The organism is Phenylobacterium sp. RIFCSPHIGHO2_01_FULL_69_31 (genome assembly GCF_001824475.1).
Taxonomy (GTDB): domain Bacteria; phylum Pseudomonadota; class Alphaproteobacteria; order Caulobacterales; family Caulobacteraceae; genus Phenylobacterium.
Window position 1 is genome coordinate 72,979 of record NZ_MHXN01000046.1, and the last position, 16,019, is coordinate 88,997.

Annotated in this window: 18 protein-coding genes; 8 read left to right on the forward strand and 10 right to left on the reverse strand. The window is 68.9% G+C overall.

Translation table 11 applies throughout. The annotated features are described in order from the left end of the window. The first annotated feature begins 3 nt into the window (after positions 1 to 3). Complete coding sequence (locus A2790_RS23570; protein WP_293397315.1) at positions 4 to 837, forward strand: ChbG/HpnK family deacetylase; 834 nt, start codon at positions 4 to 6, stop codon at positions 835 to 837. Continuing rightward, complete coding sequence (locus tag A2790_RS23575) at positions 834 to 1,439, forward strand: GNAT family N-acetyltransferase (RefSeq protein WP_293397317.1); 606 nt, start codon at positions 834 to 836, stop codon at positions 1,437 to 1,439. Before A2790_RS23570 ends, A2790_RS23575 begins: the two co-directional genes overlap by 4 nt. Here the strand turns inward: A2790_RS23575 and A2790_RS23580 are convergent. The 7 genes from A2790_RS23580 to A2790_RS23610 all read right to left on the reverse strand — a co-directional run bounded on the left by A2790_RS23580 (position 1,436) and on the right by A2790_RS23610 (position 6,167). After that, entirely contained in the window at positions 1,436 to 2,110 is a 675-nt protein-coding gene (locus A2790_RS23580) for a PEPxxWA-CTERM sorting domain-containing protein (RefSeq protein ID WP_293397319.1), read from the reverse strand. The genes A2790_RS23575 and A2790_RS23580 overlap by 4 nt on opposite strands. 91 nt (positions 2,111 to 2,201) lie before the next feature. Further along, on the reverse strand, positions 2,202 to 2,897 hold the full coding sequence (locus A2790_RS23585) for a type 1 glutamine amidotransferase (protein WP_293397321.1): 696 nt from the start codon (positions 2,895 to 2,897) through the stop codon (positions 2,202 to 2,204). Next, on the reverse strand, positions 2,894 to 4,144 hold the full coding sequence (locus A2790_RS23590; protein WP_293397324.1) for a CCA tRNA nucleotidyltransferase: 1,251 nt from the start codon (positions 4,142 to 4,144) through the stop codon (positions 2,894 to 2,896). The genes A2790_RS23585 and A2790_RS23590 overlap by 4 nt, the downstream gene beginning before the upstream one ends. Further along, the gene (locus A2790_RS23595) at positions 4,141 to 4,404 is read right to left on the reverse strand and encodes a hypothetical protein (RefSeq protein WP_293397327.1); all 264 of its coding nucleotides are present in this window, start codon (positions 4,402 to 4,404) and stop codon (positions 4,141 to 4,143) included. Before A2790_RS23595 ends, A2790_RS23590 begins: the two co-directional genes overlap by 4 nt. After that, positions 4,397 to 5,044, reverse strand: a complete 648-nt coding sequence (locus A2790_RS23600; protein ID WP_293397330.1) for a CoA pyrophosphatase — start codon at positions 5,042 to 5,044, stop codon at positions 4,397 to 4,399. Before A2790_RS23600 ends, A2790_RS23595 begins: the two co-directional genes overlap by 8 nt. Further along, entirely contained in the window at positions 5,041 to 5,610 is a 570-nt protein-coding gene (locus tag A2790_RS23605) for a DUF1285 domain-containing protein (RefSeq protein WP_293397332.1), read from the reverse strand. The genes A2790_RS23600 and A2790_RS23605 overlap by 4 nt, the downstream gene beginning before the upstream one ends. A gap of 56 nt (positions 5,611 to 5,666) precedes the next feature. Then, positions 5,667 to 6,167: an N-acetyltransferase gene (locus A2790_RS23610; protein WP_293397335.1), complete on the reverse strand. Its 501-nt coding sequence runs from the start codon at positions 6,165 to 6,167 to the stop codon at positions 5,667 to 5,669. Between the two features lie 212 nt (positions 6,168 to 6,379). Between A2790_RS23610 and A2790_RS23615 the strand changes: the two genes are divergently transcribed. The 5 genes from A2790_RS23615 to A2790_RS23635 all read left to right on the forward strand — a co-directional run bounded on the left by A2790_RS23615 (position 6,380) and on the right by A2790_RS23635 (position 10,872). Then, positions 6,380 to 7,639 (forward strand): MFS transporter, encoded by a 1,260-nt coding sequence (locus A2790_RS23615; protein ID WP_293397338.1) that lies wholly within the window; start codon positions 6,380 to 6,382, stop codon positions 7,637 to 7,639. A gap of 34 nt (positions 7,640 to 7,673) precedes the next feature. Beyond that, complete coding sequence (locus A2790_RS23620) at positions 7,674 to 8,600, forward strand: SDR family NAD(P)-dependent oxidoreductase (RefSeq protein WP_293397341.1); 927 nt, start codon at positions 7,674 to 7,676, stop codon at positions 8,598 to 8,600. Between the two features lie 75 nt (positions 8,601 to 8,675). Continuing rightward, positions 8,676 to 9,020 carry a hypothetical protein gene (locus A2790_RS23625; protein ID WP_293397344.1) on the forward strand — a complete coding sequence of 115 codons (345 nt, stop codon included), beginning with the start codon at positions 8,676 to 8,678 and terminating at the stop codon, positions 9,018 to 9,020. Between the two features lie 49 nt (positions 9,021 to 9,069). Beyond that, positions 9,070 to 10,188, forward strand: a complete 1,119-nt coding sequence (gene aroC, locus A2790_RS23630) for a chorismate synthase (protein ID WP_293397347.1) — start codon at positions 9,070 to 9,072, stop codon at positions 10,186 to 10,188. Between the two features lie 183 nt (positions 10,189 to 10,371). Continuing rightward, entirely contained in the window at positions 10,372 to 10,872 is a 501-nt protein-coding gene (locus A2790_RS23635) for a response regulator (protein ID WP_293397350.1), read from the forward strand. Between the two features lie 3 nt (positions 10,873 to 10,875). On the opposite strand, the gene A2790_RS23640 is transcribed toward A2790_RS23635, so the two are convergent. From A2790_RS23640 to queC, 3 genes are read right to left on the reverse strand one after another with little or no spacing between them, the layout of a single operon-like run. Next, positions 10,876 to 11,247 (reverse strand): 6-carboxytetrahydropterin synthase, encoded by a 372-nt coding sequence (locus A2790_RS23640; RefSeq protein WP_293397353.1) that lies wholly within the window; start codon positions 11,245 to 11,247, stop codon positions 10,876 to 10,878. 34 nt (positions 11,248 to 11,281) lie between these two features. Further along, positions 11,282 to 11,914, reverse strand: coding sequence for a 7-carboxy-7-deazaguanine synthase (gene queE / locus A2790_RS23645; RefSeq protein ID WP_293397356.1), 633 nt, complete (start codon positions 11,912 to 11,914; stop codon positions 11,282 to 11,284). Then, positions 11,911 to 12,645, reverse strand: coding sequence for a 7-cyano-7-deazaguanine synthase QueC (queC, locus tag A2790_RS23650; RefSeq protein ID WP_293397359.1), 735 nt, complete (start codon positions 12,643 to 12,645; stop codon positions 11,911 to 11,913). The genes queE and queC overlap by 4 nt, the downstream gene beginning before the upstream one ends. 319 nt (positions 12,646 to 12,964) lie before the next feature. Here queC and A2790_RS23655 point away from each other — a divergent pair, with 319 nt between their 5' ends. Further along, on the forward strand, positions 12,965 to 15,745 hold the full coding sequence (locus A2790_RS23655) for a TonB-dependent receptor (protein WP_363081626.1): 2,781 nt from the start codon (positions 12,965 to 12,967) through the stop codon (positions 15,743 to 15,745). Positions 15,746 to 16,019: the final 274 nt, after the last annotated feature.

Genomic DNA, 16,019 nt, shown 5'->3' on the forward strand with positions numbered 1-16,019 from the left:
CCGTTGGTCAGCCTCGCCGAACGCCTGGGGTATGGGCCCGACGCCAAGCTGCTGATCGTCAACTGCGACGACCTGGGCTCCAGCGCCGCGGCCAATCGGGCGACGGCCGCCGCGCATGCCGCCGGCGTCGCCACCAGCGCGACCCTGATGGTCCCCTGCCCCTGGGCGCTGGACGGCGTCCGGTCGTTCAAGGGCGGGATCGGCGTTCATCTGACGCTGACCTGCGAATACCCGGGCTATCGCTGGCGCAGCCTCACGGGCGCGGCCGCGCTGCAGGATGATGAAGGCTACATGCCCGCCACCGCCGCGGCGGTGTGGGCCGCCGCAGATCTCGACGCTGTCCGCGCAGAATGCCGGGCGCAGGTTGACCAGGCCTTAGCCTGGGGCGTCGATGTCACGCATCTGGACGCGCACATGGGCACGATGCAGATCGACCGGCGCTACTTCGAGCTCTTCGTCGAGATGGCCGGCGAGTACGACCTGCCGCTGCGGATGTTCGGGTCCCGGGCGGAGGCGGAATTGGGCTTCGCCGCGCGGACGCTCGCCGCCGAGAGAGGCCTCGTTTTCCCGGACCACCTGACGACCACTTGGGGCCGGCCCGCGAAGGCAGCGTTCGCCGACATCCTCACCCGCCTGCGGCCCGGCGTCACCGAGGTCTACGTCCACCCGGTCGAGGATGGGCCGGAACTGCGCGCCTACGACCCCGACCACCCGCAGATCCGTGTGGACGACCACGAACTCATGACCGATCCGGAAACACCCGCGATGATCGCGGCGGCGGGGGCGACCCTGATCAGCTTCGCCCCGCTCCGCGACCTGCAGCGGAGGACTGGATGACCGGCGTCATCCGCCCTTATCGCCGGGAGGACTTGTCCGCGCTGTACGAGATCTGCCTCAAGACGGGCGACAACGGCGCGGACGCCACGCACCTCTACGCCGATCTTCGGATCATCGGCGAAATCTACGCCGCGCCCTACGCCACCTTCGAGCCGGCGCACGCCTTCGTCGCCGAAGACGAGACGGGCGCCGTGGCGGGGTACATCCTTGGGACCCCGGACACCCGGTCGTTCGAGGCACGTTGCGCGGCGGACTGGTGGCCGGCGCTTCGCGACCGCTACGCGGACACCGCGGACGTACCCTCCCAGCGCCGGACGCGGGACGAATGGGACGCCTTCCACATCCACCATCCCCCGGCGGTCCCGCAGCCCGTCGTCGACGCCGCGCCGGCGCACCTGCACATCGACTTGCTGCCTCAGCTTCAGGGCCGAGGCGTGGGCCGGGCGCTGATGGACCGATGGCTGGACGCCGTCGGGGGCCGCGCGCACCTGGGCTGCCAGCCCGCCAATCACCGGGCGCAGCGATTCTATGAGCGCTATGGCTGGCGGCGCCTGGAGGGCGTGGGACCGAAGTCCGTGGTGTGGATGACCTTTGGCGTCTAACTCGCCGCCAGCCGGCGGGCGCGCAGGGCGGCGCCGGCCAGGCCGAAGCCGGCGATCATCAGCGCCCAGGTCGTGGGCTCGGGCACAGGCCCCGGACTGGACGGGCCGACATAGGTCACCTCGACGCCGCCCAGGTTGAAGTCCGTCTCGGCCAGGGCCTCGCCGAAGTTGGTAGGCGACCACAGCCGCAGGGACCCGCCGCCATAGCCGTAGGCCATGAAGGGGGTCTCCAGGTCGCCGGGCATGCCGGAGCCAATGACCATCGCACTCAGCTCGTTGTCGTAGTTGGCGGGGTTGGTCCCGCGGGCTGACAGCCAGGTCCAATAGTCGTCGGTCGAACTGGCATAGCCGTAGTCGGGCAGGTCGAGATCGAGAGTCACGCCATCGATGGTGATCGAGGCGCTGAGGATCGGGTTCAGGCCGCCAGATTGCACGACCATGTCCTCGCCCGTCGTCGTCACGCGGGCGCCGAGGGCGGTGTCGTAGACGAAGGTCAGCGACATCGATTTGTACGCCAGGCTGCTGTCGGGGGTCCCGAACAGCCCCGCGTAGTCGTGACCGCCGAAGTCCGTGGACCCGTAGAACGTCGCCATCATCACCGCCGCAGGAGCCGGCGACCCGGCCACGATCGCTGCGCCCAAGGCGCCGGCCAGCATGTTCGAAACCCGCATCGGAAAGCCCGCCCCGACAATTGACATAATCAATGCCAATACAATCGGAGACATGGGTTTCGTCAAGCGCACTCGCGGATGAGGCGAGTGTTCAGCTCTGCAGGAAGCGATTGATCCAGAGGCCGACGCGCGCGCGGTCGTCGGGCCCCTCGTAGCTGGCGATGCCGCGGTCCGCCTGCTCGTCGGTGTAGACCTTGCCCCGGCGGGCCTCGATCAGGGCCCGGGCGTAGTCGGGCTCGAACTCCGGATGCAACTGCATCGAGATCGCCGGCTGGTCGCGCCAGGCCAGGGCGCCCAGCGGCGTGAAGGCGCTCGCGGCGATCACCTCGGCGTTGGGCGGCAACTCGACAACCTGGTCCTGGTGGGATCCCGGCAGGCGGATGGCGGGCGGGCCGTCCATCCAGGGCTCGGCGCGGACGACGCGATAGTCCTGCTGGCCGATCGCCCAGCCCTTGGGCGACTTGATCACCTGACCGCCGAAGGCCTGGGCCATGGCCTGATGCCCGAAGCAGATCCCGACCAGCTTCGTTCGGCCCTTGGCGGCCCGCAGCCAGTCCAGCAGCTCGCCGATCCACGGATCGCTCTCATAGACCCCAGCCGCCGAGCCGGTGACGATATAGGCGGCGCAATCCCCCGGCGCGGACGGCAGCTCGCCCTCGTCCGCCGCATAGACGCGCCAGTCGTAGGCGTCCGGCCCCAGCAGGCGCCTGAACATGTCGGGATAGGTCCCGAACTGCGGGATCGCCGGCCTGGGCGGGCGGCCGGTCTTGAGGATGCCGACCTTCAATAGACCATGCCTTGGGCGACGGCCTTGAGCTTCTCGATGATCGACAGCTTGTCCTCGAGGAAGTCGTTGTCGACCCACCAGTCCTCGACTTCGCGGATCACCCGGCCGACCAGCGGACCCTTCGGCACGCCGGCGTTCATCACCTCCTCGCCCGTGAGCGGCAGGCTCGGCGGGCTCCAGCCGTCGGCGAGCGCGATCAGCCCACGCCACTGCATCGTCGTGGCCGTCCGAGGCGCGGCCGCCCAGGCCAGCTTGGCGCGGTCGCGGAAGGTCCCTCGCCCGCCCCGGTATACTTCCCGCCGGATCTCGCGCGGGCTCATCCAGCTCTTCATGACCGGCGTCGGAGACAGGGCGGCGACGATGCGGTCGCGGTCGGGGTTGGAGAGCCGCAGCCGTTCGGCCAGGCGGGCGGCGGCCACTTGATCGCTCGGCAGCAGGGCGGCCAGGCGCAGCACCGGGTCGTTCTCGAACAGCTGGTCGCCTTCGATGCCGCAGAGCGCTTCGAAGCGGCCCAGGTCGGCCGGCAGCTTGAGCACCACGTCCAGGACGCCAGTCTCGGCCATCAGCCGCACCGCGGCCCGGGGGTCGTCGGCCGCCAGCAGCTTCAGCAGCTCCTTGGAGATCCGCTCCGCCGCCAGGTTGTCGACGCTGTCCTTCAGGGCGGCGCAGGCCGCGACCGCGGCCGGATCGGGCGCCCCCTTTCCGAACCACGCATAGAACCGGAAGAAGCGCAGGTTGCGCAGGTGATCCTCGCGCAGCCGCTGTTCGGGATCTCCCACGAAGACGATGCGTCCGGCCCGGGCATCGGCCACCCCATGGCCTGTGGGGTCGAAGATGCCGCCGTCGCGCCGGGCGTAGAGAGCGTTCAGCGTGAAGTCGCGGCGCTCGGCGTCCTCATGCCAGTCGTCGGTGAAGGCCACGGTGGCGCGGCGGCCGTCGGTGGAGACATCACGGCGCAGGGTGGTGATCTCATGCGGCAGGTGGCTCGAGATCGCGGTGACAGTGCCGTGCTCGATGCCTGTGGGCAGGGCGCGTATCCCCGCCGCCTGCAGCGCCGCCGTGACCTGCTCCGGGGTCAGCCGGGTGGCGATGTCGATGTCGTCGATGGGGCGGCCGACCAGGGCGTTTCGCACGCAACCGCCGACGAAACGGGCGCAGTCGGGGCCGCCCACGGCTTCCAGAGCGTCGAAGACCGCCGCGGTCGCCGGCGCGGTCATCCAATGGGGCTGGCCCAGGGTGTCGGTCATTTGGGTTCGAAATGGCCTTCGGTGACGCGCCCGTCCGGACGGACCTCGCCCGGAACGTAGCGCTCTGCGCGATTGTCCGTATGGAAGACCGCGGTCGCCATCAAGGAGAGGCCGATCAGCGCCCCCGCCGCCGCGATGAGCCAAGGCCACGGTGTCGAGCCCATGGGCCGGCCGGTGCGGCGGGCCCAGGCCGCCCACAGGAACCACAGCAGAAACGGGACCGCCGCCAAGGCCACGCGGCTCAGCACCAGGCTAAGCAAGCGAGGCCCCGTAGAGCCGCTCGTAGAGCGCGCGCAGGATACCGGCGGTCGCGCCCCAGATGTACCGGTCCTCGTGGGTGGTGGCATAGAAGCGGCGCTTCTCGCCGGACGGCAGCTGGCCCTCGCGCTCCTCGTAGTTCGACGGGTCCATCAGGAAGCCGAACGGCGTCTCGAAGATGTCGGCCACCTCGTCCGGGTTGGGCTGCAGCGAGAAGCCGGGGCGCACGAACCCGACGGCCGGCGTGATCAGGTAGCCGCTGCCGGTCTGATAGGGCGTGGAAAGCCCGACTAGGTCCACGAAATGCGGCGCCAGGCCCACCTCTTCGTGCGCCTCGCGCAGGGCGGTCTCCCAGAGTCGCTCGCCGGGGTCCTGCCGGCCGCCGGGCAGGGCCACCTGGCCGGTGTGGCTGCGCAGGGTGTCGGAACGCCGGGTGAGCAGCACGTTCACCCCGGCCTCGCGTTCAACGAGGCCGATCAGGACGGCGGCGGACTTCAGCGGCCCGGCCACGGCATCGGCCCAGCCGCCCGGCGTCAGGTCGAAGTCCGAACGGCGCTGGCCGCCCTCCACCGCGTGGTCGTGAAGCGGGTCCAGGTGCTCGGCGATCCAGTCGCGCAGATGCCGCGGCGAAAAGTGGTTCACGTCTGCGCCTCGGCCGGTCCCAGCGGGAACCAGGCGCCGTTCGAGGCGACGCCCAGCATCCGGCCTTGGGGCGTCTGGCGTTCCTCCGCCATCTCGACCAGTTCGTAGAACACCGGCCGGGCGATCAGCGCCTCCAGCCCCCGGCGGACGTGGAGGTAGGGCCGCGGCTCACCATCCGCGCCCACCTCGACCCGCAGGGCGTGCTCGGGACCGGCCTCGACCTCGTCGCCGACGTTGGTGAGGAAGCGCAGCGTGTCCCCTTCCCGGTCGACGCGGGTGGCGATGAACGGTGCATCCTCCACCGTGATCCGCATCTTCTCGACCGGCGTGACCAGGTGGAAGCCGTCGGGGTCCTTGCGCAGCACCGTCGAGAACAGGCGCACCAGGGCCTCGCGGTTGATCTGAGCGCCCTCGTGCAGCCAGCGCCCGTCGCGCTTGATGACGATGTCGATCCCGCCGCAGTGGGCGGGATTCCACAGGTGCACGGGCGGCAGGCCGCGGCCCGGCGCCTGCTTGGCCGCCGCCGCTATGCCGTCCAGACCGGGTTGGGAAGGAACCTCCGCCATCGCAGGAAGGTAGGCGTGGCCCAGAGTCGGCTCAAGCGCGGCGGGGCGAAGGGCGCTCAGCGGGCCCGCACCGGGCCGCTCAGCGCAAGGTCGCCGAAGCTGCGGGCCAGGACGCGGCGAGCGTCCACCGGGCCTGGCAGGGTCACGTCCGGGGCGATCGCGAAGCCGACGCGCTGGAAGTACGGGAGATCGCCTACCAGCAGAACCGCAGGCTCGCCGGCCGCCTCGGTCGCCGCGCAGGCGCGTTCGACCAGCTGCGCGCCCAGGCCGTGGCGGCGCTCGGTCTCCTCGACCGCCAGGGGCCCGAGGAAGACCACCGGCTGGTCGCCGACGCTGATGCGCCACATGCGCACCACGCCCACGACCTTGCCGGCCTCTAGGGCGCAGAAGGACAGCTCGGGCGCGAAGTCGGCAAACTCGCGGACGCGCTCCGAGACCTTGGCGAAGCGGCCGGGCCCGAAGGCGCGGTTCAGCAGGGCTTCCACCTGCGCGGCGTGCGCGGGGGATTCGTTGACGAAGATGAGTTCCGGCGGGGGCCGGTCGGGCTGAAGGGACATAGGCCGATCTCTAGAGGCGAAGGACGACGTTTCGGCGTCGGGCGAGCGCCCGGGGCCGGTGCGGGTTCGGCGGCGGCTCAGGCCAGCGGACGTCGTCGCATCGAAAGGGCCCTCCGGGCCGTGGATCGGAGGCGCGCAGATAGGGCTATCGTCCGTGCGCGTCAACGCCGTTGCGACGATGTGCGGCGCAGGGCAGGTTCGCAGGCCTTCAGATGGTCGACCTTCCCCCGCCCGACGAACCCGTCCCCTCCGCCCGCGCCCTGCTGAAGGAGCGCGACTACGTGCTGTTCTGGGGCACGCGCTGGACGGGCAGCTTCGCCAGCCAGATCCAGAGCGTCGCGATGGGCTGGCAGATGTACGCCCTCGCCCGGCTGGAGCGGTCGGTGGAGGAGAGCGCGTTCCTGGTCGGAATGATCGGGCTGGCGGCGTTCGTGCCCGTGTTCCTGCTCACCCTGCCGGCCGGCGAGGCGGCGGACCGTTACGACCGCAAGAAGGTGCTGCTCCTCTGCCTTTCGGGTGAGATCGTCAGCGTGCTGGTCCTGGCCTTCGCGACGGTGAACGGCCACGCCTCGCCCGGCCTCCTGCTGGTGGTGGCGGCGCTGTTCGGGGCCAGCCGCGCCTTCTTCGCCCCGGCGAACACCGCGCTGGGGCCGATGCTGGTCCCGCGCAAGCTGCTGCCGCGGGCCATCGCCTGGAACTCTCTGGCCTGGCAGACCGCCTCGATCGCCGGGCCCGCGGCGGCGGGCCTGCTGGTCGCCCGCTCGGCCGAGACGGCCTATTTCACCACCTTCGCCCTCTACGGCCTGTCCGCGGTGCTGGTGTTCAGCATCCGCGCGAACGCCAAGCCGGAGACCAACCCCGGGTCGCGCTGGCAGCTCGTCAAGGAGGGCCTTGCTTACGTCTGGCGGCAGAAGATCGTGTTCGGCGCCATCTCGCTGGACCTGTTCGCCGTGCTGCTGGGCGGTGCGACGGCCCTGCTTCCGGTCTTCGCGCGCGACGTGCTGCACGTGGGCGCCGAGGGCTTCGGGCTGCTGCGCGCGGCGCCGGCCATGGGCGCGACGGCGGTCGCGCTGTGGCTCGCGGCCAACCCCATCCGGTCGAAGGCGGGGCTGTTCATGTTCGGCGGCGTGGCGGTGTTCGGCATGGCCACCGTCGTGTTCGGCCTGTCCAAGTCGCTCTGGCTGTCGGTGGCGGCCCTGGCGGTGCTGGGCGGCGCGGACATGCTGAGCGTCTTCGTGCGGCAGACGCTGGTCCAGTTGGTTACGCCCGACCACATGCGCGGGCGGGTCGCCTCGGTCTCCTCGGTTTTCATCGGGGCCTCCAACGAACTCGGTGAGTTCGAGAGCGGCGTCGTGGCGCGGATCCTCGGCCCCGTCGGCGCGGCGGTGTTCGGTGGGGTGGGCGCGGTGATGGTCACCGGCCTCTGGGCCAAGCTGTTCCCCGACTTGCGCCGGGCCGATCGCCTCGAATAACTGTCGCCCATTCATTTTAGGGAGATTGACGGTCATGGGCGCATTGGACGGCAAGGTTGTTCTGGTTACCGGGGGCGGCAATGGCATCGGCCGCGACTGCGCCCTCATCGCGGCGCAGGAGGGCGCGAAGGTCGTGGTCAACGACCTGGGCGCCGGGCTGAAGGGCGACGACGCCGGCTCCGCTGGGCCCGCCGAGGAGGTCGCGGCTCTGATCCGCGCCAGTGGCGGCCAGGCAGTCTCGAACTCCGACAGCGTGACCGACCTGGACGCCGTCTACGGCATGGTCGAGCAGGCCAAGAAGGAATTCGGCGGCCTGCACGCCGTGATCAATCCCGCCGGCATCTTGCGCGACGTGATGTTCCACAAGATGACCGAGGCCGACTGGGACGCGGTGATCGCGGTCCACATGCGCGGCTCCTTCAACGTGGCCCGCGCGACCATCGAGCTGTTCCGGGAGCAGAACGACGGCGCCTACATGTTCTTCACGTCCACCTCGGGCCTGTTCGGCAACATCGGCCAGGCCAATTACGGCGCGGCCAAGATGGGCATCGCCGGTCTCTCGCGGATCATCGCCATGGAGGGCGCCCGCAACAACGTGCGCTCCAACTGCCTAGCGCCCGTCGCCTGGACGCGCATGACCCAGTCGGTGCCGATCAAGGATGAGGCCGCCGCCGAGCGCCGCAAGGTGATGGCCGAGAAGATCCGCGCCGACCAGCCGGCCCGCTTCTCCGTGGCCATGGTCAGTCCCGCGGCGGCCCACGTCTCGGGCCAGATCTTCGGCTCGTCGGGCGAGAACATCATCCTCTATTCCCAGCCGCGGCCGATTGAGACCGTGACCAAGGAAGAGGGCTGGACGGTCAAGTCGATCCTCGAGGAAGCGGTGCCGAAGATGGCGCCGAAGTTCTTCGACCTGAACCGCGCCACCCTGCCGGGCGCCACCGCGCCGAAGCAGCCGGCGTAAGCCTTCGGCCTCCCCCGCTGCTGCGGCGGCGGGGGAGATCGGCCGTTTGGCGCCGCGGTTGCGACGTGCTGTCGCATGAACGTCGGCCCGATCCATTTTGGCGCAACGCCCCGCAGCGCGGCCTACGCCGCCGCGGACGTCGCCCACGTGCCGGCCGGGCTGAGCATCACCGGCCAAGCCGCGCAGAACTTCCAGGTGTCGATCGTGCGTCCGGTGGCGCCGGTCGAGAATAGCGCCGAAGCCCGCGAACAGGCCCGTCGACAGGTCATGGCCGAGCGCGGCGTGGACATGGTCTCGCTGTTCAAGCTGCCGCCCCAGCAGCGGCTGCAGGCCGAGGCCGCCATCCTCGCCGAAACCGCCCGCCGCGCGGCGGCGCCGCCTCTTCAGGCCACGGGCGCGCTCGTCGACCTGCGCATCTAGAGCGCCGCCGTTTGGCGCGGGCGGGCGAACCGGCTACAGAACGCCCGCCATGTCGCACAACACCTTCGGCCACCTCTTCCGCGTCACCACCTGGGGCGAGAGCCACGGGCCGGCGCTGGGCTGTGTGGTTGACGGCTGCCCGCCCGGAATCGCCCTCACCGAGGCCGACATCCAGCCGTGGATGGACCGCCGCCGCCCGGGCCAGGGCAAGTTCGTCACCCAGCGCCAGGAGCCGGACGCAGTCCGCATCCTTTCGGGCGTTTTCCAGGACGAACGCACGGCCGGCCAGGTGACCACCGGCACGCCGATCTCGCTGATGATCGAGAACGTCGACCAGCGCAGCCGCGACTATTCCGAGATAGCCCAGGCCTTCCGGCCCGGCCATGCCGACTATCCCTACTTCGCCAAGTACGGCGTTCGCGACTACCGCGGCGGCGGCCGCCAGTCGGCGCGCGAGACGGCGGCCCGGGTCGCCGCAGGCGCAATCGCCCGCAAGGTCATCGAGGGCGTCACCATCCGCGGGGCCGTGGTGCAGATCGGACCGCATGCCGTGGATCCGGCGCGGATCGACTTCGCGGTCACCGGCGACAATCCGTTCTGGGCTCCCGACCCGGAGATCGTTCCGGTGTGGGAAGAGCACCTCGAGCAGATCCGCAAGGCGGGTTCCTCCACCGGCGCGGTCGTCGCGGTGGAGGCCACGGGCGTCCCTGCCGGCTGGGGCGCGCCGCTCTATGGCAAGCTGGACGCCGAACTGGCCGGAGCCCTGATGTCCATCAACGCCGCCAAGGGCGTGGAGATCGGCGCCGGGTTCGCCTCGGCCGCGCTCTCCGGCGAGGAAAACGCCGACGAGATGCGGATGGGCAACGACGGGCCCACCTTCCTGTCGAACAAGGCCGGCGGCGTCCTGGGTGGCATTTCCACCGGCCAGGCGGTGACGGCCCGCGTCGCCTTCAAGCCCACGTCCTCGATCCTGTCCCTGCGCCGGAGCATCAACGAGGCGGGCGAGGAGATCGACCTGCGCACCAAGGGGCGGCACGATCCCTGCGTGGGCATCCGCGCCGCTCCGGTGGTGGAGGCCATGGTGGCCTGCGTCCTGGCCGACGCGTTCCTGCGCCACCGGGCCCAGACCGGCGGGGGCGCTTTCGCCCCCGGACCATCCATCGGTTGAACGGCATCTCACAGACTACCGGCGGGCGACCAACCCTCTGATCCGCAACCCGTTTCGCGTCGCATGACGTCGATATTCCGTTGACCGGCGAACGCGGGTCACCCTATCCACGAAACCGGTTCGCGGGGCGGGCATTGCTCTTGCTCAACCCGGTTCGTCACAGTGGACAGCTAAGATCGCGCCGTGCGCTACGACCTCCTGAAGATCCTTCTGGTGGACGACAACCACTACATGCGGGTTCTCCTCGCCGAGATCCTGCGCGCGATCGGCGTGCACCACATCTACGAGGCGAACGACGGGGCCGAGGGCCTGCAGATGATGCGGGACTATCCCATCGACGTGGTGATGACCGACCTGTCGATGCAGCCGCTGGACGGCATCGACTTCGTCCGCCTGCTGCGCAACTCGCCGGACAGCCCGAACCAGATGGCGCCGGTCATCATGATCACCGGCCACTCGACCTTCGCCCGCGTGAACGAGGCGCGGGACGCCGGGGTGAGCGAGTTCCTGGCCAAGCCGTTGACCGCGCGGGGCGTCATCGAGCGGCTGCACCAGGCCGTCGAGCACCCGCGGTCCTTCGTGCGCACCGAAGACTACTTCGGACCGGACCGCCGCCGCCGCAACGATCCGAACTACCGCGGCCCTCGGCGGCGCAGCGGCGACAGCCAGAAGCAGGCGGGCTGACGCCTAGAGGCTGAGCGCGCAGCTCTCGCCGATGGTCGGCCGCGAGACCACGATCCGCGACAGGCCGGGGAACTTCACCCGCAGGCGTTCCGCGAAATAGAGGCAGATGTGCTCGAGGGTCGGCCGCTCCAGGCCGGGTTTCTCGTTCAGCAGGCCGTGGTCCAGCTCGCCCGCAACGCCCTTCAGCGCCGCCTCCAGATCGGCGAGGTCGGCGACCCAGCCCACGGGCTCCTGCGTCTGGCCGCGGACGGTGGCCTCCACCTTGAAGGAATGGCCGTGCAGGTTTTGGTAGGGCCGGTGTTCCGGACCCTGGGCGAAGTAGTGCGCCGCGTCGAACGTCGCGGCCTTGGTGATTTCGAACGTGGGTTGGTTCATCGCAAATCTAAGGGCCGCCGAAGCCTTGCAGGCTCTAGGCAATGCCGAGGTATTTGTGGGTTTGGACGCTTAAACGCCACCGGGGGTGTGTGAGGCAATAGGCGATCGCCGCTTCGGTGTTCGCGGCGCGGTCCGGCCCGTCCATCGGCTGCAGCAGGAAACGCTCGAAATCCAGGTGCTCGAAGCGCTCCGGGCGGGCCTTCTCCTGAGGGAAGACCAGCTTCAGCTCCTGGCCATGGGTCTGGACGACAGGCGCATCCGCCTTCGGGCTGACGCAGATCCAGTCGATGCCGGCCGGGACCGCCAGCGTGCCGTTAGTCTCCAGCGCGATGGAGAAGCCGCGCGCATGGAGCGCGTCGATCAGGGCCGCGTCGACCTGCAGCAGCGGCTCGCCGCCGGTCAGCACGACCAGCCGCTGGTCGGATCCGCCCGTCCAGGCGGCCTCGATGGCGCTGGCGAGCCCATCGGCGTCCACGAAGCGGCCCCCGCCCGGCCCGTCCATGCCCACGAAGTCGGTGTCGCAGAAAGTGCAGACGGCCTTGTCGCGGTCGCGCTCCAGTCCGCTCCAGAGGTTGCAGCCGGCGAAGCGGCAGAACACGGCTGGCCGGCCGGCCTGGCCGCCCTCGCCCTGAAGGGTCAGGAAGATCTCTTTGACCGCGTAGCTCATCGCACTTCGCCGGCCAACGCGGGCCGCCCGTCCGCGTCCCAGGCCTCATAGCCGCGCTGGCGCAGCTCGCAGGCCGGGCAGGTCCCGCAGCCGTAGCCCCAGGCATGCAAGGTCCCCCGCTCACCGAGATAGCAGGTGTGGCTCTCCTCCACGGTGAGCGCCACCAGCGGCTCGCCCCCCAGCCCCTTGGCCAGCGCCCAGGTCTGCGCCTTGGTGAGGCGCATCAGCGGGGTCTCGATGCGGAAGGATTGCTCCATGCCGAGATTCAGCGCGGTTTCCATCGCATCGATCGTGGCGCGTCGGCAGTCGGGGTAGCCGGAGAAGTCGGTCTCGCACATCCCGCCCACCAGCGCATTCAGGCCCCGCCGATCGGCGAGCGCCGCGGCATAGGTGAGGAACACAAGGTTCCGGCCGGGCACGAAGGTGGAGGGCAGGCCCTTCTCGGTGATCTCGATTGCACGGTCCGAAGTCATGGCGGTCTCGGCCAGGGCGCCGAAACTGGCGATGTCGATCATGTGGTCCTCGCCCAGGCGGGGCGCCCAGGCGGGAAACCCGCGCGCAATCCGCGTGCGCACCGCCTGGCGGGCCTGCAGCTCGACGGCATGGCGCTGGCCGTAGTCGAATCCCACGGTCTCGACCCGCGGGTAGCGGTCGAGGGCCCAGGCCAGGCAGGCGGTGGAATCCTGGCCGCCGGAAAAGAGGACGAGAGCGCCGTCGTGCATCGGCCCCATATGGGCGGAAAGCGCCTTTCAGGGAAGCGACGCTAGGGAAGCTTGGGTGTTCCGGGCGCCACACTGGCCGCCGCAATCCCTTAGCCGGCTTAGCTTCCGTTGACAGTCAGCGAACACGGGTGGACCGTGAACACGGCCGAATGGGGGGCGCGCCGCCTCCCCGTTCGGCTTGCGCTTTTGCGGCGTAACGGCGGACCACGGGCCAAAAAGAGCTCGGGACGCCCCTGGGAGGAACAATATGAAAGATACCCGCACTCTTCGGAGTTGGCTGGCTGTTGGCGTGTCCGCCACGGCCTTGACCGCGATCGCGATGCCCGCAATGGCCCAGACGGCCGGGGCGAACGTGATCGAAGAACTGGTCGTCACGGCGCAGAAGAAGGAGGAAGCCCTCCAGGACGTGCCGATCGCCGTCTCGGCGTTCGACCAGAACGCGCTTGAGAAATCCAAGATCGACGGCGGCCCGAACCTGGTGCTGGCCGTGCCGAACGTGAACTTCTCCAAGGGGAACTTCACCGGCTACAACTTCCAGATCCGCGGCATCGGCTCCAAGCTGGTGGCCGGCTCGGGTGACGCCGGCACCGGCATCCACCTGAACAACGCCCCGCTGATCGCCAACAACCTGTTCGAGACCGAGTTCTACGACGTCGAGCGGGTGGAAGTGCTGCGGGGCCCGCAGGGCACCCTCTACGGCCGGAACGCCACGGGCGGTGTGGTCAACCTGCTCACCGCCAAGCCGAAGGACATCTTCGAGGGCAACCTCCGGGCCGAGTACGGCAACTACAACACCATGAAGGCGCGGGGGATGATCAACATCCCGCTCGGCGAGACGCTCGCCGCGCGCTTCGCGGGCTCCTACCTGAAGCGGGACGGCTTCGGCGAGAACCTGGTCACCGGCAACGACGCCGACGACCGCGACCTCTATGGCGTCCGCGCCACGATCGCCTTCAATCCCAGCGACCGTTTCCGGGCCTGGGCGATGTGGGATCACTTCGAGGAAGACGACAACCGCTCGCGGATCGGCAAGCAGTTCTGCACCAAGGACAACGGCCCGGCGAATGTCGGCGGCCTGGGCTATTCGACCGCCGCCGGCGGCCTGATCGGCCAGATCCAGCGCGGGTTGTTCAGCCAGGGCTGTTCGGCCACCTCGCTTTACGATCCCAGCGCGCTCGGCACCGTGAACTCTCAAGCCACGCTGGGCGGTCTCTTCGGCGCCCTGGGCGGATTCCAGACGGGCGACGCCTATGCCGGCAAGATGCAGACCCCGAACATCCGGGACATCGAGTCGACGTTCGACCCGATCTACAAGTCGAAGACCGACATCTACGAGTTCAACGCCGCCTTCGACGTCACCGAGAACCTGACGCTGAACTGGCTGTCGGCCTACACCTTCTACAAGCTCTACACGCGGCAGGACTACAACCGCTACACGCCGAGCACGAGCTTCAACACCACGCCGAACCCGGTGAACGCGTTCGCGGCGGTGCCGAACTATGCCGCCATCTACGCCAGCCTGTTCCCGGGCGGCAGGATCAACGATCCGCAGAACGGGGCGTTCAACCGGTTCACCACCAGCGACATCTCCTCGGCCTATACCGAGCAGTGGAGCCACGAGATCCGGCTCCAGTCGAACTTCGACGGGCCGTTCAATTACAACATCGGCGGCATCTTCTCGCGCTATCAGGCGACCGGCGACTACTACGTGATGTTCAACACGGGGACCGGCTACTACCAGATCAACAACCTGCTCACGACCGGCAACGCCAACTGCGCGGGCGCGGCTCCCTGCGTGGCGATCGATCCAAACGCCGATCCGAACCGCAGCGGTCACAACTACTACGACAGCTACGGCCCCTACGACCTGACGTCCTACGCCGCGTTCGGCGAGTTCTACTGGCAGATGTCCGACAACTTCAAATGGACGCTCGGCCTCCGCTACACGGTGGACAGCAAGGAAGTCGAGAACCACTCGGTCGTGCTGGGCACCCCCGGCCTGGGCATCGGCGGCCCGCTTCCCGGCGCGCCGGCGATCCTGAAGACCAAATTCAAGGAGCCGACGGGTCGCTTCGGCTTCGACTGGAAGCCGGACCTGGGCTTCACGGACGAGACCCTGGTCTATGCGTTCTATTCGCGAGGCTATAAGGCCGGCGGCCTGAACACCCCGCCGAGCCCCGGCATCGGCGTCGTGCCCGTGCCGGCCACCTTCGAGCCGGAGTTCATCAACTCCTACGAAATCGGCACGAAGAACACGCTGCTCAACGGCACAATGCAGCTGAACCTGACCGGCTTCTACTATGACTACAAAGGCTATCAGGTCTCCAAGATCGTGAACCGCGCCTCGACCAACGAGAACATCGACGCCGAAGTGATGGGCGCCGAGTTCGAGTCGATCTGGCAGCCGATCGAAGGCCTGCGCCTGAATGCGGCGATCGGTTACCTCGACACCAAGATCAAGAACGCGACCTCGATCGACACCTTCAACCGGACCCAAGGCAACGCGGGCCTGACGGTGGTGAAGTCGAGTGCGGCCTCGAACTGCGTGGTGTCGACGGCAGCCGCGGCCACGGCCCTGGCCATCTCGAACGGCCAGGTTCCGGGCTTCACACCCAATCCGTTCAACCTGCTCGGCGTCTGCACCCTGGCCTCGGCCGCGGGGGCGGGCACCAACATCAACGGCACGGGCGCGATCGCCGCTGGCACCAACGCCTTCGGCGGCCTGGTCTCGGAAGGCGTCACGGTCGACCTCGACGGCAATAGCCTGCCGAACGCGCCGCATTGGACCATCTCGCTGGGCGCCCAGTACACCTGGACCGTCGGCGACTGGGACGCGACGCTGCGCGGCGACTACTACAAGCAGACCAAGACCTATGCCCGGATCTACAACTCCACGGCGGACCGGATCAAAGCCTGGGACAACGTCAACCTGACCCTGACGGTCGAGAACCGGGACCTGGGCGTCGAGTTGGCCGGCTTCGTCAAGAACGCCACCAACGAAAAGGCGATCACCGACTTCTACCTCACCGACGACAGCTCCGGCCTGTTCCGGAACGTCTTCTATACCGAGCCGCGCACCTACGGCGTCTCGGTGACCAAGCGCTGGTAGCACCCAGCCCTTCCAGGGGAAGCCTTCGGGGGCGGCGGAGCAATCCGCCGCCCCTTTTTCGTGTCCCGACGGTCACAGCGCCGCAACGGACAGCGGGGAGCAGGGCCGCCCCGGCTCCGATTCATGCTTTTTTGACCGAACGGTATGCATCGAACACGTTGGGTCGCCGCATCAGTCCCTGAGCAGAGACGGAATTCGTCGACCGCCGTTCTATTTTGCACGAAGGATTCGAAAATGCGGTCTTTTCGCCACACTATGAAAAAAGCGGCGTCTT